Origin of the sequence: Vibrio sp. AH4 (assembly GCF_030710545.1) — a bacterium.
Taxonomy (GTDB): domain Bacteria; phylum Pseudomonadota; class Gammaproteobacteria; order Enterobacterales; family Vibrionaceae; genus Vibrio; species Vibrio metoecus.
In genome coordinates, this window is record NZ_JALAIV010000001.1 from 343411 (window position 1) to 369775 (window position 26365).

The following is a 26365-nucleotide window of genomic DNA, read 5'->3' on the forward strand; positions in this document are numbered from 1 at the left end:
CTGGCTTATTGTGGGGATGACGCTTTCACACGTAAGGTGAGCTGATACTGATAGTGCGGCTGAGTGAGCAAAAATTCAGGGTGCACACTTTGGCTCCACGAATCATCACCGCCCACCCCCATATGCTGCGCATCCAGATTGAGATACCACTTATCGCCCGCCACCAACTCGTTGCTGTGTTTGGCTTTATCCAACATCGCTTGTGAGTAGCGACTAAGCGAGAAGTGAAAATGCCCTTCCACCGCCAAAGTGCCCACTTGTAGCTGGCGAGTATCACAACGCAAACCATTTTCGCTCGGGAAAATGTACGGTGTATGCAGCTCATCCACCGTGGCGGTGTATCGCCCCACATGCGCCGATTGCAAACGATCTGGATAATTCTCATGCGGCCCGCGACCAAACCAAGACACTGGGGTTTCTGCCACTGGCAATGCGAGCGTTAATCCCACTCTTGGCAGCGGCGGCAAATCGGCACAGACCCTCACCTCAACATTCAGTTCTACCCGCGCATCACCGAAGATGTGGTAACGCCAACGGGTACGAATCGCTAACGCTTGCTGATGGTAATGGGCGACATCGACCACCACTTCAACACTCTTGGCCAAGGTGGTGACGCGAAGATCCTCACATTCCACACGCAGCTTATCTAAGCCTGCCGCATGCCAACGTGCAATCCAGCTATTGGGGTCAAGATGCTGTGCTTCGCTGGTACCAATATCGTTATCCAATACCGCACGGTAAAAGTTATCGCGCAGCGGCTCACTCAATACGGGCTGACCACTTTGCCACCACTGCTCCAATAGCCCAGTTTGGCGGTTAAACTGCCATTGCTGATTGGCCGCCTCGATGCGCAACTTATCCCCATCTTGCTGCCATTGAGGCAGCGGAGCGTGTGTGATTTTAGGTAACATGCTTCTTCGTGGCTGCAAACACCACTGCTCACTAGCAATACAGTGCCCAGCCTGAGACCAAGGCTGATCCTCACGACACAATAAGACTGCATTGAGGTGGTATTCATGCTCTGGCAACATTGGCATCAACGCTAAATCCAACGTGATTGTAGCGCGCGGCGCAATATCAAGCGGCTGACGCTCTTGCTTAATCTCTTGCCCATCGCACAGCACACTGACTACCAACTCCAGCGGCAGCGCTGCAAACAAGCGCTCATTGTGAATGGTGAGCTTGGGATAGTTCAGCGTGAACTGGTACGGCTGCTGGACTTTTTTGACTTCATGCAAAGCAGGATGCGGCGTGCGATCTGGGAACAGCAAACCGTTTATGCAGAATTGGCGATCGTTAATCGTATCGCCAAAATCACCGCCATAGCCCCAATAGTGGCGCCCCTCGCTATCCCATTTGGAAATGCCCTGATCGACCCAATCCCAAATAAAGCCACCTTGCAGACGAGGAAACTCACGAAACGCCTGCCAGTATTTATAAAACGCGCCCAAGCTGTTGCCCATCGCATGAGCATATTCACACAAGATGAGGGGGCGGTTTTCCTGCGGCAAACTGATCCAATTTTTCAGCGCATATTTGGGAACCGCAGGATGTGGCTGATGCTGATCGACCCGCGCGTACATCGGGCAAACAATATCGGTCGCCGCCGTATTAGCGCCGCCCCCTTCGTACTGCACAGGACGCGATGGGTCGCGCTGTTTCGTCCACTGATACATGGCGTGATGATTGGTGCCAATCCCCGATTCATTGCCGAGCGACCAAATGATCACACAAGGGTGGTTTTTATCGCGCTCCACCATGCCAATCATGCGCTGCAAATAGGCATTCACCCATTGTGGATCATTGGAAAGTCGGCTCATTGGAAATTGGCCGTGAGTTTCGAGATTGGCCTCATCCACCACATACAAACCGTACTCATCACACAATTCGTACCAACGCGGATGATTGGGGTAATGGGCGGTGCGCACCGCATTGAAATTGCTCTGTTTCATCAATTCAATGTCGCGGCGCATGCTTGCCTCATCCATCACATGCCCCAATTCGGGATGATGCTCATGACGGTTCACCCCGCGGATCAACAAGGGCTGACCATTGAGCTTCAGTAGCCCATGAGCGATTTCTACTTTGCGAAAACCGACTGCCGCACTTTCAAACTCGATCGGTGCGCCATCTTCATCAAGCAAACTGATCACGCAGCGGTAAAGGTAAGGTGCTTCATCACTCCACAGTGTCGGAGAGCAAATCGCTAAACTGTGTTCGGTTTTATCGTGCCATGCTCCTTTTTCATCCACCACACGCTGGCCTGTATTTAAGGCTTGTGAACGCGCCACGCATTCACCTTTTGCATCGAATAAAGCCACTTGCACTTGATGATGACGAGTCACTTGGCTTAGGCGAGTTTCTACTCGCAATTCAGCGTGTTGATAAAGCGCATCCAATTCAGTGCGGATAAAAAAATCTTCAATCGCGAGTATCGGCTTGCGGTAGAGATACACATCGCGAAAGATGCCACTCAGCCACCACATATCTTGGTCTTCTAAATAAGAGCCATCAGACCAACGCAGCACCATGGCCACCAACAGGTTTTCACCCTCTTGTAGATAAGGGGTGAGCTCAAACTCGGCAGGCAAGCGGCTATCTTGCGAATAACCGACCCAATGACCATTGCACCACAGATGAAATGCCGAATTGACCCCATCAAACACGATGCGAGTGGACTCGGTTAGCGCTTGTTTTTCCAGTGTAAAACGGTGGCGATAACAGCCGGTGGGGTTGTCTTGCGGCACGTAAGGCGGTCGATCCGCAAATGGATATTGGATGTTGGTGTAAATCGGCTTATCAAAGCCTTGCATCTGCCAGTTACTCGGTACAGGAATGTGTGCCCAAGCGCTATCATCGAAATCCGCGTCTATCACCGCAGGCTCAACCGCTTCTGGTTTATCAAACAGAGCAAATCGCCACTGGCCATTTAAAGATTGGCGAGTGCCCCCGACAGCCACACAAGCCTCCTGCTCACTGCGATAACTGTGCAAAGGTACATGCGCGGTTCGGCAGTGCCATTTAACGATTTGAGGGTTTTGCCAATCTTGGCTGAGAAGAATATCGGAGAAGTTGCGCATGGCGTCCTCTTGTTCGAGTTGAGCAGCATTTCCTTGCCTAGCCGCCGTCAGTAAGAGAAAAGTCTAGCAGGTTTGTGATTGGATAGACTGTGAACAGCTCTGCATTTGTGTAAACGCTTACACCACTATAAAAATTGGCATAGGCGAGATTTTCAGCCTACAAGATTGCTTTGATTTACACCTCATTCCCATCCATTGGTATCGTGAGCACGGTCATCTCATTGTCACTTAAACGATGTATTTTCTTACATCTTGTCGATTGCAGCGAACTCTCTTCCCCTCTACTTTATTGACCATTAGATTTTTACTCACAATCACTATGTTGACGATTTTTAAAACTTTTTTTGCTTTAGGTTGGGTGAGCTTTGGTGGCCCAGCGGCACATATTGGCTATTTTCGTCATACTTTTGTGGAAAAGTTGGGTTGGCTTAGCGAGCAAGAATACGCACAATTGGTAGCGCTGAGCCAGTTTTTACCAGGCCCCGGCTCTAGCCAAGTTGGTTTTGCGATTGGTTATCAGCGTGGAGGGCTAGCTGGCGCTTGGGCGGCGTTTCTCGGTTTCACCCTTCCTTCTGTGCTCATCATGCTGCTACTCGCGGGACTGAGTAGCCATATCCTTGATACACCGTTGTTTGAACAGGTGATTCATGGCTTGAAGCTACTCGCTATCATAGTGGTGGCCGATGCCTGTCTGACCATGTATCGCAATTTTTGTCAGCGGCGTCTTACTGCAACATTGTGCGTTCTGACTGCGGTTGCGATTACGCTGGTTCCCAGTCTCATCACTCAGTTTGCGGTGCTTCTGATCGCAGCCTTAGTGGGCCAAGCCCGCTTGGCACTGCCACCGTCTTCTTCGCTAGAGACTTTTCGCCCCTCTTGGCTTTCACTGCTGCTCTTTGCGAGTTTATTACTTGGACTGCCGCTCTTGGCTGCAAGCTCACCGCTGGTTGAGTTGTTTGGCCATTTCTTCCAAGCGGGAAGCTTAGTGTTTGGAGGCGGTCATGTGGTATTTCCCTTGTTACAGAATGCCTTGAGTGACAGCCTATCCACCGATCAATTTCTGACTGGCTATGCGGCTGCCCAAGCGGTGCCGGGGCCAATGTTTACCTTAGCCACCTACCTTGGCTATGTGCTCACACCAGAGATGCCAGTGCTTGGCGCGTTAATCGCGACTTTTGCTGTCTTTCTACCTGGCTTTTTATTGCTACTAGGCGTACTAAAAAATTGGTCGACATTAGCTCAGCGTCCGAAGGTTGCAGGAGCCATGCAAGGGGTAAACGCGTGTGTGGTCGGTTTACTACTTGCGGCGTTATATCAGCCCGTTTGGAGCAGTACGGTACATGCCCCTCTCGATTGGGCAGCCCTGTTAGTCGGCTTCTTCTTGTTTAAAGTCATCCGCTTACCCTTGGTGGGCATGGTCGCCAGTGCTTTGCTGTTTGGTTTTATCAATGGCTTGATCTAAAACACAGAAAAGCACCGCCCTAATGCGGCAATACGCCAAACCTTGTCTAAACTTATTAAGTAGCTAGCAAGGAATACGATGACATGCACATGCAACCCAAAGTCGGTCAGTTTCGCTATTATCCATCGGTAGGCTCATTGAATACTTACTTTGTCAGTATGCATGAGAAAATCCGTGTGGAATTTCCTGATATTCAGAGAATTTCCTTTGCTCTGTATGATGAGAAACATGACTCAATAAAGACCTACGCAGACAGCTCACCTGTCAGCCATGACTTTGTGCATTACGAGTTTCAACTCTCGGGGTTACCATCGCTACAGCAGGTCAAAGAATCGGGCTCGGTACGCATAATTCATGACATGCCTAACCAGTTACAAAGTCAAACTCGCCACAATCGCTGGCTGCTAGAACACCAATACCGTTCATCGTTTGTCCAACCCATATTCCATCACCAAGAGTTTGTTGGCTTCTTGTTTTTTAACTCCTCGACAGGATCCTACTTCTCGCCGAGCGTGGTCAAAGAGTTGCAACCTTATATTGATTTGATTCAACAAGCCGTCTGCAGTGAATACACCTTAATTCATCATCTGATTCAAAATGTAGAGCAGATAGAGTCACAATCGCCTGAACATTGGGCGCAGCTCAAACAACACAAAGAACGAATTAGCCGTTATGCGCATATCATCGCCATAAACATTGCAGAGCAATACGCGCTTGATGATGAGTTGATCGAGAATATCAGCCAATTTGCTACCTGCCACGATATTGGAAAACTTGCTTTGCCCGTCAATATCTTGCAGAAAAACACAACGTTAGCGAGCAATGAACGTGAACAAGTGCATAACCATATCGAATCTGGCGTCACTCTCCTGAATGATGTGATTGAAAAATTAGGGACACCTCACCACCCTTGTTTAGCAGTGCTCCGAGAAATCGTGGCTTACCATCATGAATTCCTAGATGGCAGCGGATACCCTTTCGGCCTCACTAGCGAGCAAATTCCCATTCCCGCGCGCATCATTAGTGTCGCGAATATTTTTGATGCACTGACGACTCATCGTCCATACAAACAAGCGCAATCCATCCCACATGCACTTTTAGAGCTTGAGAAAATGGTCAGTGAAGGCAAATTAGATCGCCATTGCGTAAACGCTCTACGTGAGAGTCAAGAAGAGTTAAAAACGATTATTGAACAGTTTCCAGAGCGGGATCCGAAAGACAGCGGTGTAACACACTAACAGAACGAAACTTCTCCTTTGATCTCGGCGACAGATTTACAAGATTTACAATTCTCTACCGCAAAAAGGTTCGATGCGCTGAACCGCTCATGCTATGGTTTACAACAAATTAACATAAAAACAACATAATCCGGAGTTTGAGAATGATCCAGCCGAATCAATTCAATCACCCTCCTTGTGCTCTCCCACCTCCCAATGAAATGTTACTCCGTTGGGCTCAAGAGCGCCCCAATGAGGTGTATTTAAAACAAATTATTAATCGTAAGTTCGTTGAATTTACTTATGCCGACGTAGCCGATCAGGCACTGCGCCTTGTCTCTGCCTTACGTGGATTAGGGGCTGAACCGGGAGATCGAATTGCGCTGATTTCCAAAAACTGTGCTGAATGGTTTATCTGCGATTTGGCACTGATGCTCGGGGACTACATCAGTGTACCGATTTTCCCCACCGCAGGTAGCGAAACCATCGATTACTGCCTTGAGCACAGTGAGAGCAAAATCCTCATCGTGGGCAAACTTGACGATAATAAAGCCACCACGCAAGTATTAACTAACAGACCAAACCTGCTCAGCATCGCGTTGCCCTACCCATCTGCCGCTCAATGTCAATATGAGTACCGCACGCTACTCAAACAACATCAACCCAGCACCGAACGCCCCAATCATTTTGATGAAAAAGTGATGTCTTTAGTTTACACCTCTGGCACCTCGGGGCTTCCGAAAGGCGCAATGCTGACCTATGGTGCATTTACTTGGTCAGCCCAACAGTTGATTAACCATATTGGGATAGAAGAAGGCGATCGACTCTTTTCTTATTTACCGCTCGCCCATATTACCGAGCGAGTCTACATTTTTGGATCTTCGATTTTAGGCGGTGTACCAACAGCCTTTCCGGAATCACTCGATACCTTTATCGAAGATGTCAAAATGCACCGTCCAACCCTATTCATTTCTGTACCACGGCTATGGACGCTGTTCCAACAGCGCATCCAAGATAAACTGCCACAAAAGAAACTCAACATTCTACTCAAAATCCCGTTCATCAACTCACTCATCAAACGTAAGTTGGCCGATGGCTTAGGGCTAGATCAAGCTCGGGTTCTTGGTTGTGGTTCCGCCCCTGTGTCTCCGGCATTATTAGAGTGGTATCGCAGTGTCGGGCTCAATATCACCGAAGCATGGGGGATGACCGAATCTTTTGCTTACAGCACCCTCAACTACCCTTTCCGAGCCGATAAGATTGGTACTGTGGGTAATGCAGGTCCTGGCATTGAACTCAAAATTGCCGAAGATGAAGAAATTTTAGTGCGCAGCAAAGGGTTGTTTGCTGGCTATTATAAAAATGACACCGCTACCGCCGAAAGCTTTAACGATGACGGCTGGCTACATACAGGCGATATCGGATTTATTGATAGTGAAGGCTATCTGACTATTCAAGGTCGTAAAAAAGACACTTTCAAGACGGCCAAAGGCAAGTTTGTTGCCCCTGTACCTATCGAGAAAAAACTGTTTGAGTACAGCCGAGTGGAAATGATGTGTTTGATTGGTTCCGGTTTACCTGCACCAATCCTATTAGTCATCCCTCACCAGTTCCCAGATTTTGATCGCGCACGTTATGAGCGTACGGTTCAGAAAGTCATTACTCGAATGAACAGGGAATTGGAATCTCACGAACAAATCAAAGGGGTTTTGATGATTAAGGATCCGTGGAGTATTGATAACGGCATTTTAACGCCAACGCTAAAAATCAAACGTCATGTATTAGAGAAAAAATATCATGATGTCGGCCAAGATTGGCCTAAAGGGCAATTGGTGGTGTGGGAAGAGTAAGAAGTCGGATCCGTTGATTATCCAAAGCGTATACCCTTCAAACAACTCTACAGCCCAAAACAAAAGCCCCGTAAGCTTTCACTTACGGGGCTTTTTTAAGCTTTAAAACAAAGAATTACTTCTTCGCGTTACGCTCTTTAACTTCAGCAATTACTTGCTCAGCTACGTTGTTTGGACATGGTGAGTAGTGTGAGAACTCCATAGAGAACTGACCACGACCAGAAGTCATTGTACGTAGAGTACCGATGTAACCGAACATTTCAGATAGTGGAACGTCAGCTTTAACGCGTACGCCTGTCAGACCCATTTCTTGGTCTTTGATCATGCCACGACGACGGTTCAAGTCACCGATAACGTCACCAACGTGATCTTCAGGAGTGAACACGTCCACTTTCATGATTGGTTCAAGAAGCTGAGGAGCCGCTTTTGGAATTGACTGACGGAATGCGCCTTTCGCTGCGATTTCAAATGCGATTGCAGATGAGTCAACTGCGTGGAAGCCACCGTCGAACAGTTCAACTTCAACGTCAAGTACAGGGAAGCCAGCAAGAGTACCGGTGTCCATCATAGACTTGAAGCCTTTCTCAACTGCTGGCCAGAATTCCTTAGGAACGTTACCACCAACAACGGTTGACTTGAAGGTGAAACCAGAGTTTTGCTCTCCTGGCTTGATACGGTAATCGATCTTACCGAACTGGCCTGAACCACCAGACTGTTTCTTATGCGTGTAGCTGTCTTCAACTGCTTTAGTGATAGTTTCACGGTAAGCAACTTGAGGAGCACCCACTTCAAGCTCAACGCCGTAAGTACGCTTAAGGATGTCTACTTTGATATCTAGGTGAAGTTCGCCCATACCTTTCAGGATGGTTTCGCCTGAATCTTCGTCAGTCTCAACTTGGAATGATGGATCTTCTGCAACCATTTTACCGATCGCGATACCCATTTTCTCAGAACCGTTCTTATCTTTAGGCTTAACAGCGATAGAGATAACTGGTGTTGGGAAAATCATCGGCTCAAGAGTACATTCGTGCTTAGGATCACATAGAGTGTGACCAGTTTGAACGTTCTTCATACCAACGATCGCGATGATGTCACCAGCTTGTGCAGATTCTAGCTCGTTACGGTCGTTTGCATGCATCTCAACCATACGGCCAACACGCTCAGTTTTACCCGTTGCGCTGTTAAGAATGGTATCACCCTTCTTAATTTTGCCTGAGTAGATACGAACGAAGGTCAGGGCGCCAAAACGGTCATCCATGATCTTGAACGCAAGCGCTTTTAGAGGTGCATCAACAGAAACTGTTGCTACTTCGCCAGTTGGCTCACCTGTTGCTGGATCAGTCAGTGGTTGAGGCTCAACTTCTGTTGGAGAAGGTAGGTAGTCAACAACTGCGTCAAGAACAAGCTGCATACCTTTGTTTTTGAATGCAGAACCACAGAAAGTTGGGAAGAATGCTAGATCACGTGTACCTTTACGGATACATGCTTTGATTTGCTCAACAGTTGGCTCTTCGCCTTCCATATAAGCCATCATCAGCTCGTCATCTTGCTCAACAGCAGTTTCGATCATCATTTCACGGTATTCTTCTACCTGATCAACCATGTCTGCTGGAACTTCTTTGATCTCGAAGTTTTCTGGAAGACCTGAGTCATCCCATACGAACGCTTGACGAGTTAGAACATCAACCACACCAACGAATTCATCTTCGCGGCCGATAGGTAGAGTCATAACCAGTGGGTTTGCGCCAAGAACTTTCTTCACTTGCGCAACTACGCGGAAGAAGTCAGCACCCATACGGTCTAGTTTGTTTACGAAGATCAGACGAGATACTTCTGAATCGTTCGCGTAACGCCAGTTAGTTTCTGACTGAGGTTCAACACCGCCAGAACCACAGAATACACCGATACCACCGTCAAGAACTTTCAGAGAACGGTAAACTTCAACTGTGAAGTCAACGTGTCCCGGGGTGTCGATTACGTTAAAACGGTGACCTTTCCAGAAACAGGTAGTCGCAGCAGACTGGATAGTGATACCACGCTCAGCTTCTTGTTCCATGAAGTCCATCGTTGAAGCGCCGTCATGTACTTCGCCCAGACGGTGGATTTTACCAGTCAGCTTCAGGATACGCTCAGTGGTAGTGGTTTTACCCGCGTCAACGTGCGCGAAGATACCAATGTTTCTGTATAATGATAAATCTGCCATTGTCTTACTCTGTTAATAAGGTATAAAGTGCGCGCAGAGTATATCACAATCTGTCAAGACTGATACCCCTGCATGCATTTGCTGAAAAAAAATATACCCAAACTACTTAGCGTTGCAGCCAATACAACCGCGCTTTCAAGTAGCAAGGGACATGCACCCGTGCCTATCGCTGAGAAACTATAGGCGATCCTCTAACCGCTCGCGAGGCGCAATCATGATATTTTTACGCTTCGTTTTTTCGTGTTATTGGCTTTGAATATTCGCAGCGCGTTACAGCTCGTCAAAAGCCTCAATCGCATCCGACAATTTCTTCACACCATGAATTTGCATTCCGGCGATACCACCTTTCGGCATGTTGGCAATCGGCACAATCGCTTTCTTAAACCCATGCTTGAAGGCTTCGTTGAGGCGCTCTTGACCACTCGGTACGGGACGAATTTCACCGGCCAATCCGACCTCACCAAAAACCACGACATCTTTGGGTAGAGGGCGATCGCGAAAGCTTGAAAGTAGCGCCATCAGCAATGCTAAGTCAGCACTGGTTTCTGTCACTTTAACGCCGCCCACCACATTCACAAACACATCCTGATCGGCCATCTGTAAACCACCGTGTTTGTGCAATACCGCCAGAAGTAAAGAGAGGCGATTTTGTTCTAAACCAACGGCGACGCGTCTTGGGTTGGCCAGTTGTGAGTAATCCACTAAGGCTTGGATTTCCACCAACAGTGGACGCGTTCCCTCCCACACCACCATCACCGAGCTACCTGATGTGGCTTCTTCTCCGCGAGATAGGAAAATCGCCGATGGGTTACTCACTTCACGCATCCCTTGGCCTGTCATTGCAAACACACCGAGTTCATTCACGGCGCCAAACCGGTTTTTATGGCTACGCAGGGTACGAAAGCGGCTATCCGTATCACCATCAAGCAAAATCGAACAGTCAATAATATGCTCAAGCACTTTCGGCCCCGCCAAAGTCCCGTCTTTGGTTACATGACCCACAATAAACACTGCCACATTATTTTGTTTAGCATAACGAGTCAGTGCGGTTGCGGATTCACGAACTTGCGCGACACTTCCCGGGGAAGATTGCACATCCGCAACATGCATCACTTGAATGGAGTCGATAACCATGATGCGCGGTTTTTCTTGCTCTGCGATTTGGCAAATCCGATCCACATTCGTTTCAGAGAGCATTTTTAGATGCTCTTTCGGCAAACCAAGCCGCGAAGCACGCATCGCAACTTGTTGCAATGACTCTTCACCGGTGACGTATAGTGTCGGCATTTGTGCGGAAAGCAAGCACATGGTTTGCAGTAGTAAGGTGGATTTACCCGCTCCCGGATTACCGCCGATCAAAATCGCCGCACCAGGTACAATCCCGCCCCCAAGAACTCGGTCTAGCTCTTTAAAACCACTGGTAAAACGAGGAACCTCTTGCAGATCGATATCGGCCAAAGTTTGTACTTTCGCTTCCACAGCTCCAGCGTACCCCACTAGCCGTTCATTGCGGGCGACTTGGGGAGAAGCCGCTAAACGAACTTCCGAAATCGTATTCCACGAACCGCAGGCATTACACTGCCCTTGCCAGCGTGGAAAATCGGCTCCACATTCGTTACATACATAGGCGCGCTTTGCTTTCACGATCAATCCTCGAACTTGCTCTCACTTATCAGGCGTAATACTTTAAGAAAAAGTGGAACGGCTGCAACATATCGCTAAAGATTAGTATGTTGATGCCGATGCATCAGAATGGAAGACACTTTAACAGAAAAGTATGCAGCAAACCGAAATTCTCTCTCTGGTTGAAAGGCTTATCCCCGTTTACCGTTCCGGTGACCTTGACTACCTTTTGTCGCAAATGACCGAAGGGCAGCCCCCTTCGGCCAAATTATTGGTCAAAATGGAACTGAACCGCATCATGGCACCTTGCAGTAAAAACATTGATTTGCGAGGCAAAGTGCAAGGAGAGTGTCGGGAATACAATTTCGATGGTCGCCAACACTGGCTTGATGATGTGGCATTCAACTCTTACCAAAAATGCCTCAAAAAATTTGGGGCTTATACCGAAGGGGTTTGGGAAGCGGTCAATAACACGCGCAATAATTTCCGGGTAATGAAGCAACAAGGCAAGCTCGACCCGAAAACGGACCAACCGAAAGACACCAGTTTTGAAGTTGAACCAATCAAACTCGGTTACGATCTTAAACGCCAAGAAAACCGCTTAAAAATCTCAAGCCAGATCGAAATCCATCTCAAGAACGAGCAATTAGTACACGGACTGAGTGTTGACCTCTCCCCTTCCGGTGCCAAGTTAAAAGTGCCAGCAGCGTTTGACTATAAGCTGGGTGAGGTGATTCAAGTCTATTTTTCTGATTTGAATAAGACCTCAAACGTGGTTGGACTGCATAAAAGTATCGATTACCGAATTCTCGGCGTTGATGAATCTTATGACAGTGATGCGATTAAATTTCTCCGCGTTCTAAAACTCAGTGAAACGGATGTGATCGAAAAGGTCATTGAGGAAGCCATTCAAACCAATACTCAAAAAGCACGCCACGATAACCAAGATAAGATCATCCGCGCACGTACTCGTGGCTATGAGCATATGTATCTTAAACACACTTGCAACCTACCGCTGTTTTTTAGTGGTAACGAACTCAAGCTGGCGTTGCTCACCGAAAATAACCGCCCCATTTGGCAATACTGGCACGATGAGCGTAATCAACAAGCCCTCGGCACCTTATTCAAACCTGAGCGAATGGCACACCTTACCGCTCCTGGGGTGCGAGGCAGTAATAATGTGTTGTACGCCTTTAAACATGAGCATCACCACAAAACTCTATTTTTCTCTATGTTGATGCCAGAGGCCACTCAAGAGCAACGTAAACTGTTTTGGCATATTGGTGCCAAGCGTGACACTTGGAAGGCTTTTCGTTTGTTTGTTTTTGAGTTGTCAGAAGAAGAGCGACAAGCGTTGGCGCAGCACTCTCGCGAGTTGGCAAATCAATCCAGCGCTCTGACACATTGTGGGGTGCTACAAGAAATCAGTGATACAGAAGCCGCCTGCGATTATTTGTTGGTTGAAAAACCCAACCTGCCCAGCAGTGCATTGAATGACTTTCGCCATCCAAGACAAGTTGTCGGTAGCCCGATGGGGGTCTATTTTGACGCTCGTTCACGACGTAAAGAGCCACGCTATCGTTTTAGAACGCCGGTACAAATCAATAAAGATGCACAGAAAGTGTCCGGAGCCACGGTGGATCTTTCCAAACGGGGTCTGAGCCTGATTTTGGATACTCCACTGGATGTCAAAGCCAACGATCAGGTTTGGGTCGATTACCTCGAACTCAAACTGTATGACAAAAATCTTCCGTTAGGGAATGCGCCCTATAAGGTGGTACGCATTGGGCCAGAAGGACGCCGCCTGCAACTGATGATTGAGGAGACATCTCAAACACTCAAGACGATAGCCTTTTTCAATAGCATCATTGAACACAATCAAGATAAGTTGCTGCCTAAAGAAGAGATCCTGCCCAGTAATGCTCTGCTCGAAAGTCTGCATAATATTCTGTTGGACAAAATGGTCAGTACCCCTATCTTCGTTGAGAAAGTCGGCAGTAACCTTAAACCGAAAGTGATTGGGGTTAATTATCCTCTTCCCCCACATCTGGCTTTGCTGGCTAAACTAGGCAGTGAGAATCGTATTACCCTGCAGCCTATTTTCAAAGGTCACACCAACTCTCTGCTTGCTACACCGATGAAGCGGATTGAAGGCGCGGTACCGCAGTATCATGACGTGTATATCAGCGTGGTGAAATATGGCACTCGCATTCAATCGGTAGAATCTCGTCTGTTGAGCGATTTTACCGACACGCGAGATCGGATCCGCTTTATTCAACAAGGACAAGAGATGGGAGAATTTTACGCACTGCGTGTGAGTGGCGTTCCCGTGTTTGCACCGATTACGAATTTGTTGCGTAGTGATTTAACCGAACTGGCTTCGATCAGCCCACATCATGCCAAAAGTTTAGAAAAAGAGATGCTGGCACAAGTTGGGTATGGTGAACTGGTCGATATTACTGAAGAAGTGTTAATCCGCCTTGAATTGACTCGTTAACGTATTAAAGGTGCGCATCCCGCAACACAGATTGAACGCCCCCCCAGATCAGCAAAAGCCACGTTTTCACGTGGCTTTTTTGTGCTTCCCCCAAACCTTCCAAACTTAAGGCTTCGATTGCCAACTCAGTTTTTGCTGACGAATCAAGGCAGCAGAAAGAATACACACGACGCCCCCTAATCCAGCAAAACGAACCGCGGTTTGCGCTTTGGCTTCCACTTTGGGTTTGGCATGAAATGCCACGCCCAATCCCGCCGCAGCCATCATCACCAGATCATTCGCGCCATCCCCTACCGCTACCGTGTTATGAATTTCCACATCGTATTGTTGAGCTAGCGTCAGCAAAATATCGGCTTTGGTTTGCGCGGAGACTACCTCTCCCAGCACCTGCCCAGTCAGCTTGCCGTTCACAATTTCTAGGGTGTTGGACTGTGCATAGTCTAGAGACAACTGCTCTTTGAGATAATCAGAGAAGTAGGTAAAGCCGCCTGAGGCGATCGCCACTTTCCAACCAAAAGCATGCAGCGTCGCCACCAATTCAGGTAATTCAGGCATTAACGGCAGAGTTGCTCGTACTTGGCTGAGGATCAGCTCCGGAGCATCTTTAAGTTTACTGACTCGCAAGCGTAAACTCTGCTCAAAATCCAGCTCACCTTGCATCGCACGCTCAGTGACTTCAGCGACCTCTTCCCCGACTCCCGCCAGCTTAGCAATTTCATCAATGCATTCGATCTGGATCGCGGTCGAGTCCATATCCAGCACAATCAACCCTGGTTTGGTCAAATCCGGCACATCTTGAATTCGAGCATAATCAAGTTCTAGCGCTTTTAAGATGGTTTCATGCTCTGAAGTCAGCTCTCCCTCCATCAACGCGACTTCATAATTGCCCACTTTCCACGCCTCTAAAATCGCATTAAAACGATTGGTGAAGAAATCCATATCTTCAAATTGTGCAGGCGTTAAGTAATGACCGAACACAATCCAGCTCGCGCGATTTTTCGCAAGTTGAGTGACAAAACGCGTTTCAGGGAAACGGTTAAGCAGCGCTGTGTGTTTTTTGATCGATAAAGTTGTCAAAGCATCCATGTCCACTTTCCTTATTCTGTATAGCCAGACGTTACCCTATTGCAATTTAAAAACGCAAGTCTCAAACTGAGTGCAGTTGGTTTTTTGCAGGTTTCTTTCAACATGGATGGTTCACTTTTTTCATTCAAAGTCGTGGTTCGAGTGACCACAGTGCTCGCTGTCGCGGTGATGTTTTTTATCACCATCCAAAACAGCGTGGTGATCAGTAAAGGTAACGAACGGATCCAAGCCAACCAGTTGGAGACACTGACTAAAGTGCTGATCACACAAGCGGCAATGTCTGCTGGCAGTATGATTGCAGACCAAGATCAGGAACGTCTGTTAGCACTCACTAACCAACTCGCAACCGAGCGTCTGGTATTTGATGCCTCCATTTATGATTCTGAAGGCGTATTACTGGCTGCGAGTGACTCTGCGCTCAGTGTGCGTGAAGTGCTAGGTTTAGATACGCCACTGCATACTGCCAGTATTGGCCGCCAACAACTGGTTGAGCCGGTCGTTCACGATGGTAGCGTGATTGGCTTTGTACGCATTACTTTTGAAACGGGTAAAGTGACGGCGATTTCAGACCACCACTATCGTAAAAGCGATCACAACATGTACTGGATGCTACTGATGAGTTTTGTCAGCGGTGTGCTACTCACGCTTTTGTTGCGACGCAGACCCCAAAAGCCAACAGGTGAGAATTTATTACTCAAGCAAGCCGAACAGTCTTTGAATGAGTAAATGCGATAAAACGCTATAAAGATAAAAAGTCGAGTGATAAAAAAACCTCAGCACCAGCTGAGGTTTTTTGTTTCAGCGATAACACTAATACAAAGATTAGTAACCCGCTTGGTCGCCAATCAGTACCGAATCGAGCGCAATTTCAATCATCTCATTGAAGGTGTTTTGACGCTCTTCTGAGGTGGTTTGCTCGCCCGTTTTGATGTGGTCAGACACAGTACAGATCGCCAGTGCTTTCGCGCCGTATTCCGCCGCTACACCGTAAATGCCTGCGGCTTCCATTTCTACGCCAACGATGCCGTATTTATCCATCACATCGAACATGGAAGGATCTGGCGTGTAGAACAGTTCTGCTGAGAACAGGTTGCCCACTTTCACGTCAATGCCACGTGCTTTAGCCGCTTCTTCTGCTGCCTTCACCATTTTGTAGTCCGCAATCGCAGCAAAATCATGATCTTTAAAGCGAATACGGTTCACTTTAGAGTCAGTACATGCGCCCATGCCGATCACCACATCACGCACTTTGATGCCTTCATTCACAGCACCACAACTACCAACGCGGATGATCTTTTTCACGCCGTAATCTTTGATAAGCTCGGTCACATAGATTGAGCAAGATGGGATACCCATACCATGTCCCATCACAGAGATCTTGCGGCCTTTGTAAGTGCCTGTGTAGCCGAACATATTGCGCACATCACATACTTGAACTGCGTTATCGAGGAAGTTTTCTGCGATGTATTTCGCGCGCAGCGGATCACCCGGCATCAGTACAACGTCAGCGAAATCACCCATTTGCGCATTAATATGTGGAGTTGCCATGTTTTCGTTCCTTTGGTTTGTTGGCTCAATCGCCATCATTCAACAAAACCCTAAGACTGAAGCTAACCTTAGGGTATGCGTATTATAAAAAGTTCTTACCGTAATCCATTGGCGAAGTGCCAAAGTAGCTTGCCAGAGTTTGCCCGATATCTGCAAAGGTGTCACGACGACCTAATGAGCCCGGTGCCACTTTCTTGCCATAAACCAGTACCGGAATGTGTTCACGAGTATGGTCAGTGCCCGGCCATGTTGGGTCACAGCCGTGGTCGGCAGTTAAAATCAGAATGTCATCTTCCTGCATCAGCGCTAGAACTTCAGGTAAACGCTTATCGAAATACTCCAGTGCCGCCGCATAACCCGCAACATCACGGCGGTGACCGTAAGCCGAGTCAAAATCCACAAAGTTAGTGAACACGATGGTGTTATCACCGGCTTGCTTAATCTGATCTAAAGTCGCTTCAAACAGATCTGGAATGCCCGTCGCTTTGACTTTGTCGGTAATGCCACAGTACGCGTAGATATCGGCAATTTTACCGATAGACACCACTCGACCTTGCTTCTCTTCCACCAGCTTTTGCAGCACAGTCGCTGAAGGTGGCTCAACCGACAAGTCACGGCGATTACCGGTACGAGCAAATTGGCTTTTACCTGGGCCAACGAATGGACGCGCAATGACGCGACCGATGTTGTAATCCGCCAACTCTTCACGAGCAATCTGGCACAACTCCAGCAGACGATCTAAGCCAAATGTCTCTTCATGGCAGGCAATTTGGAATACGGAATCTGCCGATGTGTAGAAAATCGGCTTGCCAGTACGCATATGCTCTTCGCCCAAGTCATCCAGCACTTGAGTACCTGAAGCGTGGCAGTTGCCTAAAAATCCGTCCAGACCCGCGCGCGCTAAAATGCGATCGGTCAACTCTTTCGGGAAGCTGTTTTGCTTATCGCTAAAGTAGCCCCATTCAAACAGCACAGGCACACCAGCAATTTCCCAGTGACCTGACGGTGTATCTTTGCCCGATGACAGCTCTGCGGCATGGGCATAAGCACCGATGATGTCGGCACGCTCATCCAGCCCTGGCGCAAAACGTCCGGTCGACTCTTTATGTGCCATCGCTAAACCCAGCTTAGAAAGATTCGGCAGTTGCAATGCGCCTTTGCGCTCTGCGTTATCCGCCAAACCTTGCGCACATTGATCCGCGATGTGGCCTAAGGTATCAGAACCGACATCACCAAAGTCTTCTGCATCGGCTGTTGCGCCAATGCCAAACGAGTCTAAAACTAAAATAAATGCTCTTTTCATTGCTCACTCCCCCGAACTTACACGTCTTGTGCTCGAATTTGACGGTAAACATCCGGTGTTGGTACGTAATCACCGCCCACTTTAATCGCACTTTGTAGTGCATTGGCAGCTTGTTGCCACTGCTCTTCATTGCGGGCATGAATCATTGCTAAAGGTTTGTTGCTGTCGGCGATTTCACCCAGACGGATAAACTGATCAAAGCCGACAGCGTAATCGATACGATCGGTCGCTACGCGGCGGCCACCGCCCATTCCCACCACCGCCATACCGATGGCACGGGTATCCATCGCAGAAATAACGCCAGATTGCTGAGCGTAAACAGGGCGAACAATCTCAGCTTTCGCAAGATACTTGTCGTAGTTTTCAACAAAATCGCTTGGGCCACCGAGGCCTGCCACCATTTTGCCAAAACGATCGGCGGCTTGGCCGTTATCCAGCACTGCTTGCAGTTTCTCACGTGCTTGCGCGGTATCTTTTGCTAATTTGCCAAGTACCAGCATTTCGGCACACGACGCCATCGTGACTTCCAGCAGACGCGGATTGCGGTATTCGCCGGTGAGGAAACGTACTGCTTCACGCACTTCCACCGCGTTACCTGCAGAGGACGCCAGCACTTGGTTCATATCCGTTAAGATTGCCGTGGTATTGGTGCCTGCACCGTTGGCCACTGCCACGATCGATTTGGCGAGTTCTTCAGACGCTTCGTAAGTTGGCATGAAAGCACCAGAGCCAACTTTCACATCCATCACGAGCGATTCAAGGCCGGCCGCCAGTTTCTTAGAAAGAATCGATGCGGTGATCAGCGAGATGTTATCCACCGTCGCGGTAATATCACGCGTTGCGTACACACGCTTATCAGCGGGTGCCAGATCGCCAGTTTGGCCGATGATCGCCACGCCAGCTTGTTTGGTCACTTTGCCAAACACGTCATTGGTTGGGGTAATGTTGTAGCCGGGGATTGCTTCAAGTTTGTCGAGCGTACCACCGGTATGACCAAGGCCGCGACCAGAAATCATCGGCACATAACCACCACAGGCTGCCACCATAGGACCAAGCATCAGTGAAGTGACATCACCCACTCCACCCGTGGAGTGTTTATCGACAATCGGGCCATCAAAATTCATGTGGCTCCAATCAATCACCATACCGGAATCGCGCATCGCACACGTCAGTGCAATACGCTCAGGCATGGTCATTTCACGGAAAAAAATCGCCATCGCAAACGCGGCAATTTGCCCTTCAGAGACGGTGTTATTCGCTACACCTTGAATGAAGAAGTTGATTTCATCGTTGGTGAGAATTTCACCATCACGCTTTCTGCGGATAATTTCTTGAGGTAAATACCTTGCTTGAGATAAAGACATAGCTGCCTCCCAGTTCCCAAAGAAACTGCGTAGTGTAAAGAGGTTAAGCAGCGCGAAGCCTCGCGCTGCTCTCAGACACAATGGATATTAGTAAGCGGCAGGATCTGCCTTTTGGTCTGTCACATCTAATGTATTCAGAAGGTTGGTCAGTAGGCTTGATGCACCAAAGCGGTAATGACGGCTGTCCGCCCAATCGCCACCAAGGATCTCATCGGCCATGGCCAGATATTGCTGCGCATCTTCTGCAGTACGCACACCACCGGCTGGTTTGAAACCAACGGTTTTGGCTACGCCCATATCACGGATCACTTCCAGCATCATGCGCGCATATTCTGGTGTCGCATTTACTGGCACTTTACCGGTTGAGGTTTTGATGAAGTCAGCACCCGCTTCAATACAGATTTGAGAGGCTTTTTTGATCAGCGCTTCTTCTTTCAGCTCACCGGTTTCGATGATCACTTTCAGTAGCACTTTGTCGCCACAAGCCGCTTTACACTGTTTCACTAGATCAAAGCCGATTTGCTCGTTACCGGCGATCAGAGCGCGATATGGGAATACCACATCCACTTCATCTGCGCCGTAAGCTACAGCCGCTTTGGTTTCAGCAACGGCGATTTCAATATCGTCATTACCGTGAGGGAAGTTAGTTACCGTAGCAATACGGATTTCAGGGGTTCCTTGCTCGCGAAGTGTCTTCTTAGCAATAGGAATAAAGCGAGGGTAAATACAGATGGCAGCGGTGTTGCCGACTGGACTTTTCGCATCATGACAAAGTTGGATCACTTTGGCATCCGTATCGTTGTCATTCAGCGTGGTGAGGTCCATCAGTTTCAGTGCACGTAGAGCTGCTACTTTTAATTCGCTCATTTCTATCTCCGATCAATATAGTCATATAGTTCACTGTTCAGCCGATTTTCGATTCAGCTAAACAGCCACAAATGAACGGACTTGGTTCCTTGAAGACTCGGTGCTCATGCACCAATTGCTATCCTTGTCACCGCACAGTACCAGTTTGGTCAATGGCACAACAATCTGCGTTTGCGGTATCTTACTGCATACAGGCAATGCGATTGCCTCCGGCGCTCATCATACTCCTTGTCATGTTGAGAGCCAGCGAAAACTCATCCATATTCCACTGGATAAGTCCGCCATCTGAGCCTCAGCTCAGTGGTCAAAACGAGTTATTCATTCAATCTTGATTCAACCCGCTTTCTATCCATGGCTACAATATCGATATTTGTCGCAAAACGGTAGCGTTACGCTAAGAGCAAACGGTTTGTATCTCAAAAAAACTGGCTGAAATTTACGGTCAATCCCTTGCTATACAAGGCTTCAGCACTGCAATCCATTACAAACATTGTGACGCATCAGGGGATATTGAACTCGCCCTAAATGCAAAACACCCCGCAGCAATTACTTGCTACGGGGTGAATTTAAACGGCGTCTATAAAACTCTGTCTCTAACTTAGAAAGAGAGGAAGAAGCCAGCGATGGTTGCGGCCATCAGGTTCGATAGAGTACCAGCGATAACGGCTTTGATACCCATGCGAGCGATGTCACCACGGCGTTTAGGCGCCAAGCTACCCAAACCACCCAGCAGGATTGCGATAGATGAAAGGTTCGCAAAACCACACAGAGCGAAAGAGATGATCGCTTTAGTCTTCTCAGACAGAACGACTGGTGCAGCTTCAGTCAGGTAAGGAGCAAACTGAGAGTATGCAACGAATTCGTTGGCAACGGTTTTTAGGCCGATGAACTCACCCGCAACGGTGGCTTCGTTCCAAGGAACACCGATCAGGAAAGCAAGAGGAGCAAACGCCCAACCCAGCAGCATTTCCAGTTTCAGTTCAGGCATACCGAACCAACCGCCAATACCACCCAACATACCGTTGATCAGAGCGATCAGACCGATAAAGGCAATCAGCATTGCACCTACGTTCAGAGCCAGTTGCAGACCTGCAGAAGCACCGCCCGCCGCAGCGTCGATTACGTTAGCTGGTTTGTCGTCACCACCATCAATTGCGATTTCTTCGCCTTCTTGTGGTTTTTCGGTTTCTGGCATGATCAGTTTTGCGAACAGCAGACCACCCGGTGCCGCCATGAATGACGCCGCTACCAAGTATTCGATCTTAACGCCCATAGAAGCGTAACCCGCAAGAACACCACCAGCGATAGAAGCCAAGCCACCACACATTACCGCAAACAGCTCAGATTGAGTCATTTTTGGAACGAATGGACGCACCACTAATGGCGCTTCAGTTTGACCAACGAAAATGTTTGCTGCTGCAGACATTGATTCCGCACGTGAAGTACCTAGTGCTTTTTGTAGGCCACCACCAAGAATGCGGATAACCCATTGCATAACACCCAAGTAGTACAGTACAGAAATCAGCGCAGAGAAGAAGATCAGTGTTGGTAGTACGCGGAAGGCAAAAATGAAACCGCCGCCGCCAAACACTTCAAACATTTTGCCTGATACCAGTCCGCCGAAGAGGAATGAAGTACCATCGTTACCGTAGTTAATTACGTTAGATACGGCGTCCGAAAAGCCACGAAGCAGCTTTTGGCCCCAAGGCACATACAGAATAAATGCACCCAGTAAAAATTGGATAGCAAAAGCGCCACCCACAGTTCTGATTTTGATAGCTTTACGGTTACTTGACAGAAGTACTGCGATTCCCAGCAGGACTGCCATGCCGATGAGGCTCATAAACAGGCTCATAGTTTATGACTTCCTTATTAGTTTAATGTTGGCGTGTTACAAAATGGAGCTATTAAGCGGGGGCAATTATACTCACGGGCACTGCGAGAAAGTAATGCAGGATTCACACTTTAGGATAAGATTCATCACGCGTTCACTAATATATGTGACGCCACTCAACTTTTAGTGACAGATACGTCATTAACGCTACATCTTGTTTCGGTTTTGTTCACACAAGCCAAACAGAGTTTGGCTGCTTTTCCAGAGAATTGGCGCCAGATATTGTGCCGAAACGCCTTTTAACTCAGCAAGTGTTTCTAAAACTTTAGGTAATTGAGCCGGATGGTTGGCTCGGCCTTGGAATCCGTTGAGCGGCATATCGGGAGCATCGGTCTCCAAGACTAGGTGCTCGGGTGCTAAAGCGGCTATCGCTTGACGCGTTTTATTGGCTCTAGGGTAAGTGATCACACCACCGACCCCAATCTTAAAACCCAAATCCACAAACTGCTGTGCCTCTTGCAAACTGCCGGAGAACGCATGCAACACGCCACCTTGTCGAAAGCGTTGCTGTTTCAATAACTGTAGCAATCGGTTGTGAGTACGGCGACTGTGTAAGATGACGGGCAATCTGGCCTGTGAAGCTAAAGCTAACTGCGCAATGAGCATTGGCTCTTGCAACTGAGCATCCACATTAATCATGCCATCTAAGCCACACTCTCCGACGGCCACACAAGCGTGTTCAGCTTTCATCAGAGCCTTTTCTAACTCAGGTAAATGTGCAGGAGAAGAGGAATCTAAATAGAGAGGATGAAAGCCTAACGCATAGTAAATCGTTGATGGAAAACGCTGAGCCAACTCAGCCGCGGCTTGCCAGTCTTGTGGGCCAACCGAAGGAACCAGCAAACGTTGAACCCCTTGTTCTGCTGCTCGTTGTAATTCAAGCTCAGGCTCAGCAGTAAAAGGGGCAAAGTCAAAGTGGCAATGAGTGTCAAATAATGCCCACTCAGGCTGATTTGGTGTCATCACGTTCATTGGCCGGATCTTTTCGATAAGGAACACAACTGCGTTTCTGTTCTGGGGTCAATCCTAGGCTTTTACACCAAGCATCGTATTTTGCGATCCAACCTTTTAACCATTGCCACATTGCGCGCCCCTTCCCTTAAATGCCACAGACTACTACTCTTCACGTTTAAACACTAACTCCGTTGGTGTCGATTCTTCGGCAACAAAATAGTAGCCAGCCGTGTTAAAGCCTTCCAAATCCTTAACAGAATCAATTCGGTTTTCAATAATGTAACGAGCCATCATGCCACGCGCCTTCTTAGCGAAGAAGCTGATGATTTTATATTGCCCGTTTTTGGCATCTTTGAAAATTGGCGTCACGATTTGCGCATCCAATCGCTTCGGATTTACCGCTTTGAAATACTCATTAGAAGCCAGATTTACTAGCACATGGTCACCTTGCGCTTGAATGGCTTGATTGAGTTTTTCCGTGATGATATCGCCCCAAAACTGGTACAAATTGGCACCGCGCTCATTCGCGAGCTTGGTGCCCATTTCCAGACGATAAGGCTGCATTAAATCGAGCGGACGCAGCACGCCATATAAGCCAGAAAGCATACGCAAATGTTGCTGAGTAAACTCTAACTCGGTTTCAGACAGTGTTTCTGCTTGCAACCCTGTGTAGACATCGCCTTTAAAAGCAAAAATCGCCTGCCGCGCGTTTTCTAGTGTGAAATTTTCACTCCACTGTGCAAAGCGCGCCACGTTGAGCCCAGCTATTTTATCGCTGACACTCATTAACTCTGAGATATCACTAGGTGACAAAGTGCGACAAACCTTGATCAGCGCTGCCGAATGCTCGGTTAATTCAGGCTGCGTAAAGTTTGAGGTAGAAACGGGAGATTCATAATCCAGCGTTTTCGCAGGTGAAACGACAATCAGCATACTAATTCCTATCTTTTGTTGAGCGTGTTCCTAACCGACTTGAAGTAACACTACTGACAGCAACTACAAGTGATATAGATATTTATAAGATGATGTGGGCTAGGGTACAAAAAAAGCCATGTAGTGTCTGCATGGCTTTTTCAATTTCTCGCATCGGTAATTTCTATGACGCTTTATTGTTATCCCAAATACCATCTTCAAGTTGAGATTTCAGCTCTGGGTAATCGTTCGCATCAAAAGTCGGGACTTTGCCTGCATCCAATTGGCGGTTGTAATCTTTAGCCAACTTAATCACGATGCCTGAAAGCAGCAGAATCGCCACGAGGTTAACAATCGCCATTAAGCCCATCGACACGTCAGCCATCGCCCATACGGTCGGCAAGGTCGCCAATGAACCAAACATCACCATGCCTAAAAACACCAAACGGAACAGCACTAAGCCCTTCTTGTTATTGTGCTCAAGGAAAATCAGGTTAGTTTCTGCGTATGAGTAGTTCGCAATAATTGAAGTGAACGCGAAGAAGAAGATCGCAAACGCGATGAAGATACTTCCCCACTCACCCACTTGTGAACTTAAGGCACGCTGAGTCAATTCAATCCCTGTCAGCTCACCATGAGGTACGTATTCGCCGGACATCAGAATAATCGCTACAGTCGCAGTACAGATAACGATAGTATCAATAAATACTCCCAACATCTGAACGTAACCCTGTGACGCTGGGTGTGGTGGGTAAGGTGTCGCTGACGCTGCGGCATTAGGTGCAGAACCCATACCCGCTTCGTTAGAAAACAGACCGCGTTTCACGCCGTTGATCATGGCTTGTGCAATGGCATAGCCCAAACCGCCCGCTGCCGCTTCTTGTAAACCGAAGGCACTTTTGAAAATCAGGCTAATCGCATCAGGGACTTTTTCATAGTTCATCAGCACAACGAACAGGGCAATCGCAAGGTAAGCAAACGCCATGAAAGGCACAATCAGCTCAGCCGTACGTGCAATCTTACGAATACCACCAAAAATCACGAAAGCGGTCAGCAACACGATACCGACACCGATCAGCATTGGCTCAAAGCCAAAAGCAGTTTTCATTGCGTTAGTAATGGAGTTGGCTTGAACGGCATTAAACACCAGACCAAAGGCAATGATCAGGAAGATGGAGAACAGCACGCCCATCCAACGCATACCAAGGCCTTTCTCCATATAGTACGCAGGACCACCACGATAGTTACCATCTTTATCACGGGTTTTGTACAGTTGAGCTAGCGTACTTTCCGCAAAAGAGGTAGCCATACCAAGCATCGCAATCAACCACATCCAGAAAATGGCACCAGGACCGCCCGCGGTTAATGCAACCGCTACACCAGCCATATTGCCAGTACCTACACGAGCCGCCAAACTGGTACATAGCGCTTGAAAAGAAGAGATGCCCGCATTATCGGCTTTGCGGCTATTTTTAAGAACGGTGAAAGTATGAGTGAAATGGCGAAATTGGATAAAGCCCAATCGTAGAGTGAAGTAGATACCGACCCCAACCAATAGGTAAACCAGAATGGAACCCCATAGTAGGTCGTTCATTAAATTAATTAAGTCTGTCACGGGAACCTCGCATTGAGTGATGAGCTGCTCTTACCCCGATGAGTAAGAGTTTCTGTTACACGGATACGGTATTGAGATTATGTTTTTGCCGTGTATGTCTTGGTGCTATCGAGCAGGAAAGGCCTCAAACAGCACCCAGCCTATTTTTTGACGGGCGGATAATGCAATCTCACCGGACAAAAATCAATATGATAACAATTGCATTAAAATGTTATTTTTCACCTTAAAGTTACGTTCGCGCAACATCATTCAAACCAAACTCGACACAATTGCAAAATAAAAACAAAACAACAAATTTACAATTCAGTGCATTTATTCACCACAAACTCTTTATTGCATAAACAGAATCTCACCCCTTGGGAATCGCAACATCCCTGTTCAGCTAAGCAATTTTTGTCAGAATAACGTCATATTTTGCGATCGCTCGAACAAAAAACACTCACCCACACTCCTCTTAACGCGAAAATCAACATTCTAGCAACATCGACAAATGCACAATTTAATCGTTTGCTTGAGTTTTTTGTTTGGTTTTTCATCGATAACAGCGGGTCAAAAATGTGAAATTCTATTCAAAAGCTCATTAAAGCTTCATTGAAACGAAACAAATGAGAAACAAATCATAGTTACGCTTCGCCAAGGTGTGCTATTTAGAGAGCACTCAAGGAATGATGACAACAATAATGAGGCTACTTATGGACGAACTGCACTTTGATGAGCTGTTGGAAATGGAAATCTCCAAAATTCGTACTAGTCGTTCAAAACCAGTAAAGCGTATGTGGCGCGAAATCGAAGCGATTCGAGATCGTAAACGGCTAGAAAAAGAATTATTGGAAATGGATGTGTGTCTTGATTTAGATAGCATCAAAATCTGAAGAATTGAATAATAAAGG

General features: G+C 47.7%; 20 protein-coding genes. 7 read left to right on the forward strand and 13 right to left on the reverse strand.

Going from position 1 to position 26365, the window contains the following annotated elements:
* Positions 1 to 5 precede the first annotated feature (5 nt).
* A complete protein-coding gene (locus MKA69_RS01745; RefSeq protein ID WP_305847407.1) occupies positions 6 to 3080 on the reverse strand; it encodes a beta-galactosidase in 3075 nt (1024 codons plus the stop codon).
* 319 nt (positions 3081 to 3399) lie between these two features.
* On the opposite strand from MKA69_RS01745, the gene chrA reads away from it, so the two are divergent.
* The 3 genes from chrA (at position 3400) to MKA69_RS01760 (ending at position 7609) form a co-directional block, all read left to right on the forward strand.
* Positions 3400 to 4542, forward strand: coding sequence for a chromate efflux transporter (gene chrA / locus MKA69_RS01750; protein WP_305847408.1), 1143 nt, complete (start codon positions 3400 to 3402; stop codon positions 4540 to 4542).
* Positions 4543 to 4625: 83 nt separating this feature from the next.
* The gene (locus tag MKA69_RS01755) at positions 4626 to 5780 is read left to right on the forward strand and encodes an HD-GYP domain-containing protein (RefSeq protein ID WP_055065098.1); all 1155 of its coding nucleotides are present in this window, start codon (positions 4626 to 4628) and stop codon (positions 5778 to 5780) included.
* Between the two features lie 143 nt (positions 5781 to 5923).
* Positions 5924 to 7609 carry an AMP-binding protein gene (locus tag MKA69_RS01760; RefSeq protein ID WP_305847409.1) on the forward strand — a complete coding sequence of 562 codons (1686 nt, stop codon included), beginning with the start codon at positions 5924 to 5926 and terminating at the stop codon, positions 7607 to 7609.
* A gap of 115 nt (positions 7610 to 7724) precedes the next feature.
* On the opposite strand, the gene fusA is transcribed toward MKA69_RS01760, so the two are convergent.
* A complete protein-coding gene (fusA, locus tag MKA69_RS01765; RefSeq protein ID WP_000774527.1) occupies positions 7725 to 9812 on the reverse strand; it encodes an elongation factor G in 2088 nt (695 codons plus the stop codon).
* Between the two features lie 270 nt (positions 9813 to 10082).
* On the reverse strand, positions 10083 to 11459 hold the full coding sequence (gene radA, locus MKA69_RS01770; protein ID WP_305848219.1) for a DNA repair protein RadA: 1377 nt from the start codon (positions 11457 to 11459) through the stop codon (positions 10083 to 10085).
* Between the two features lie 130 nt (positions 11460 to 11589).
* On the opposite strand from radA, the gene MKA69_RS01775 reads away from it, so the two are divergent.
* Positions 11590 to 13932, forward strand: a complete 2343-nt coding sequence (locus tag MKA69_RS01775) for a PilZ domain-containing protein (RefSeq protein ID WP_305847410.1) — start codon at positions 11590 to 11592, stop codon at positions 13930 to 13932.
* A gap of 105 nt (positions 13933 to 14037) precedes the next feature.
* Here the strand turns inward: MKA69_RS01775 and serB are convergent, their stop codons facing one another.
* Complete coding sequence (serB, locus tag MKA69_RS01780; protein WP_305847411.1) at positions 14038 to 15018, reverse strand: phosphoserine phosphatase; 981 nt, start codon at positions 15016 to 15018, stop codon at positions 14038 to 14040.
* Positions 15019 to 15120: 102 nt separating this feature from the next.
* Between serB and MKA69_RS01785 the strand changes: the two genes are divergently transcribed.
* On the forward strand, positions 15121 to 15744 hold the full coding sequence (locus MKA69_RS01785; RefSeq protein ID WP_000349083.1) for a YtjB family periplasmic protein: 624 nt from the start codon (positions 15121 to 15123) through the stop codon (positions 15742 to 15744).
* Positions 15745 to 15840: 96 nt separating this feature from the next.
* On the opposite strand, the gene deoD is transcribed toward MKA69_RS01785, so the two are convergent.
* The 4 genes from deoD to deoC form a co-directional block, all read right to left on the reverse strand.
* Positions 15841 to 16566 (reverse strand): purine-nucleoside phosphorylase, encoded by a 726-nt coding sequence (gene deoD, locus MKA69_RS01790; protein ID WP_000224887.1) that lies wholly within the window; start codon positions 16564 to 16566, stop codon positions 15841 to 15843.
* Positions 16567 to 16648: 82 nt separating this feature from the next.
* The gene (gene deoB / locus MKA69_RS01795; RefSeq protein WP_305847412.1) at positions 16649 to 17869 is read right to left on the reverse strand and encodes a phosphopentomutase; all 1221 of its coding nucleotides are present in this window, start codon (positions 17867 to 17869) and stop codon (positions 16649 to 16651) included.
* Positions 17870 to 17886: 17 nt separating this feature from the next.
* Positions 17887 to 19233: a thymidine phosphorylase gene (gene deoA, locus MKA69_RS01800; RefSeq protein WP_305847413.1), complete on the reverse strand. Its 1347-nt coding sequence runs from the start codon at positions 19231 to 19233 to the stop codon at positions 17887 to 17889.
* 87 nt (positions 19234 to 19320) lie between these two features.
* Entirely contained in the window at positions 19321 to 20100 is a 780-nt protein-coding gene (gene deoC, locus MKA69_RS01805) for a deoxyribose-phosphate aldolase (RefSeq protein WP_055029106.1), read from the reverse strand.
* 106 nt (positions 20101 to 20206) lie between these two features.
* On the opposite strand from deoC, the gene MKA69_RS01810 reads away from it, so the two are divergent.
* A complete protein-coding gene (locus MKA69_RS01810) occupies positions 20207 to 20389 on the forward strand; it encodes a hypothetical protein (RefSeq protein ID WP_032469975.1) in 183 nt (60 codons plus the stop codon).
* Positions 20390 to 20698: 309 nt separating this feature from the next.
* Here the strand turns inward: MKA69_RS01810 and MKA69_RS01815 are convergent, their stop codons facing one another.
* The 5 genes from MKA69_RS01815 to MKA69_RS01835 all read right to left on the reverse strand — a co-directional run bounded on the left by MKA69_RS01815 (position 20699) and on the right by MKA69_RS01835 (position 25475).
* Positions 20699 to 21955, reverse strand: a complete 1257-nt coding sequence (locus MKA69_RS01815) for a NupC/NupG family nucleoside CNT transporter (protein WP_000051826.1) — start codon at positions 21953 to 21955, stop codon at positions 20699 to 20701.
* 186 nt (positions 21956 to 22141) lie between these two features.
* Complete coding sequence (locus MKA69_RS01820) at positions 22142 to 22957, reverse strand: TatD family hydrolase (RefSeq protein WP_162233353.1); 816 nt, start codon at positions 22955 to 22957, stop codon at positions 22142 to 22144.
* A complete protein-coding gene (locus MKA69_RS01825) occupies positions 22938 to 23078 on the reverse strand; it encodes a DUF5363 family protein (RefSeq protein ID WP_001935559.1) in 141 nt (46 codons plus the stop codon). The genes MKA69_RS01820 and MKA69_RS01825 overlap by 20 nt, the downstream gene beginning before the upstream one ends.
* A gap of 32 nt (positions 23079 to 23110) precedes the next feature.
* On the reverse strand, positions 23111 to 23881 hold the full coding sequence (gene yaaA, locus MKA69_RS01830; protein ID WP_055065104.1) for a peroxide stress protein YaaA: 771 nt from the start codon (positions 23879 to 23881) through the stop codon (positions 23111 to 23113).
* Positions 23882 to 24044: 163 nt separating this feature from the next.
* Entirely contained in the window at positions 24045 to 25475 is a 1431-nt protein-coding gene (locus MKA69_RS01835; RefSeq protein WP_032469977.1) for a sodium:alanine symporter family protein, read from the reverse strand.
* A gap of 692 nt (positions 25476 to 26167) precedes the next feature.
* Between MKA69_RS01835 and MKA69_RS01840 the strand changes: the two genes are divergently transcribed.
* On the forward strand, positions 26168 to 26347 hold the full coding sequence (locus MKA69_RS01840) for a DUF3545 family protein (protein WP_000343856.1): 180 nt from the start codon (positions 26168 to 26170) through the stop codon (positions 26345 to 26347).
* Positions 26348 to 26365 lie beyond the last annotated feature (18 nt).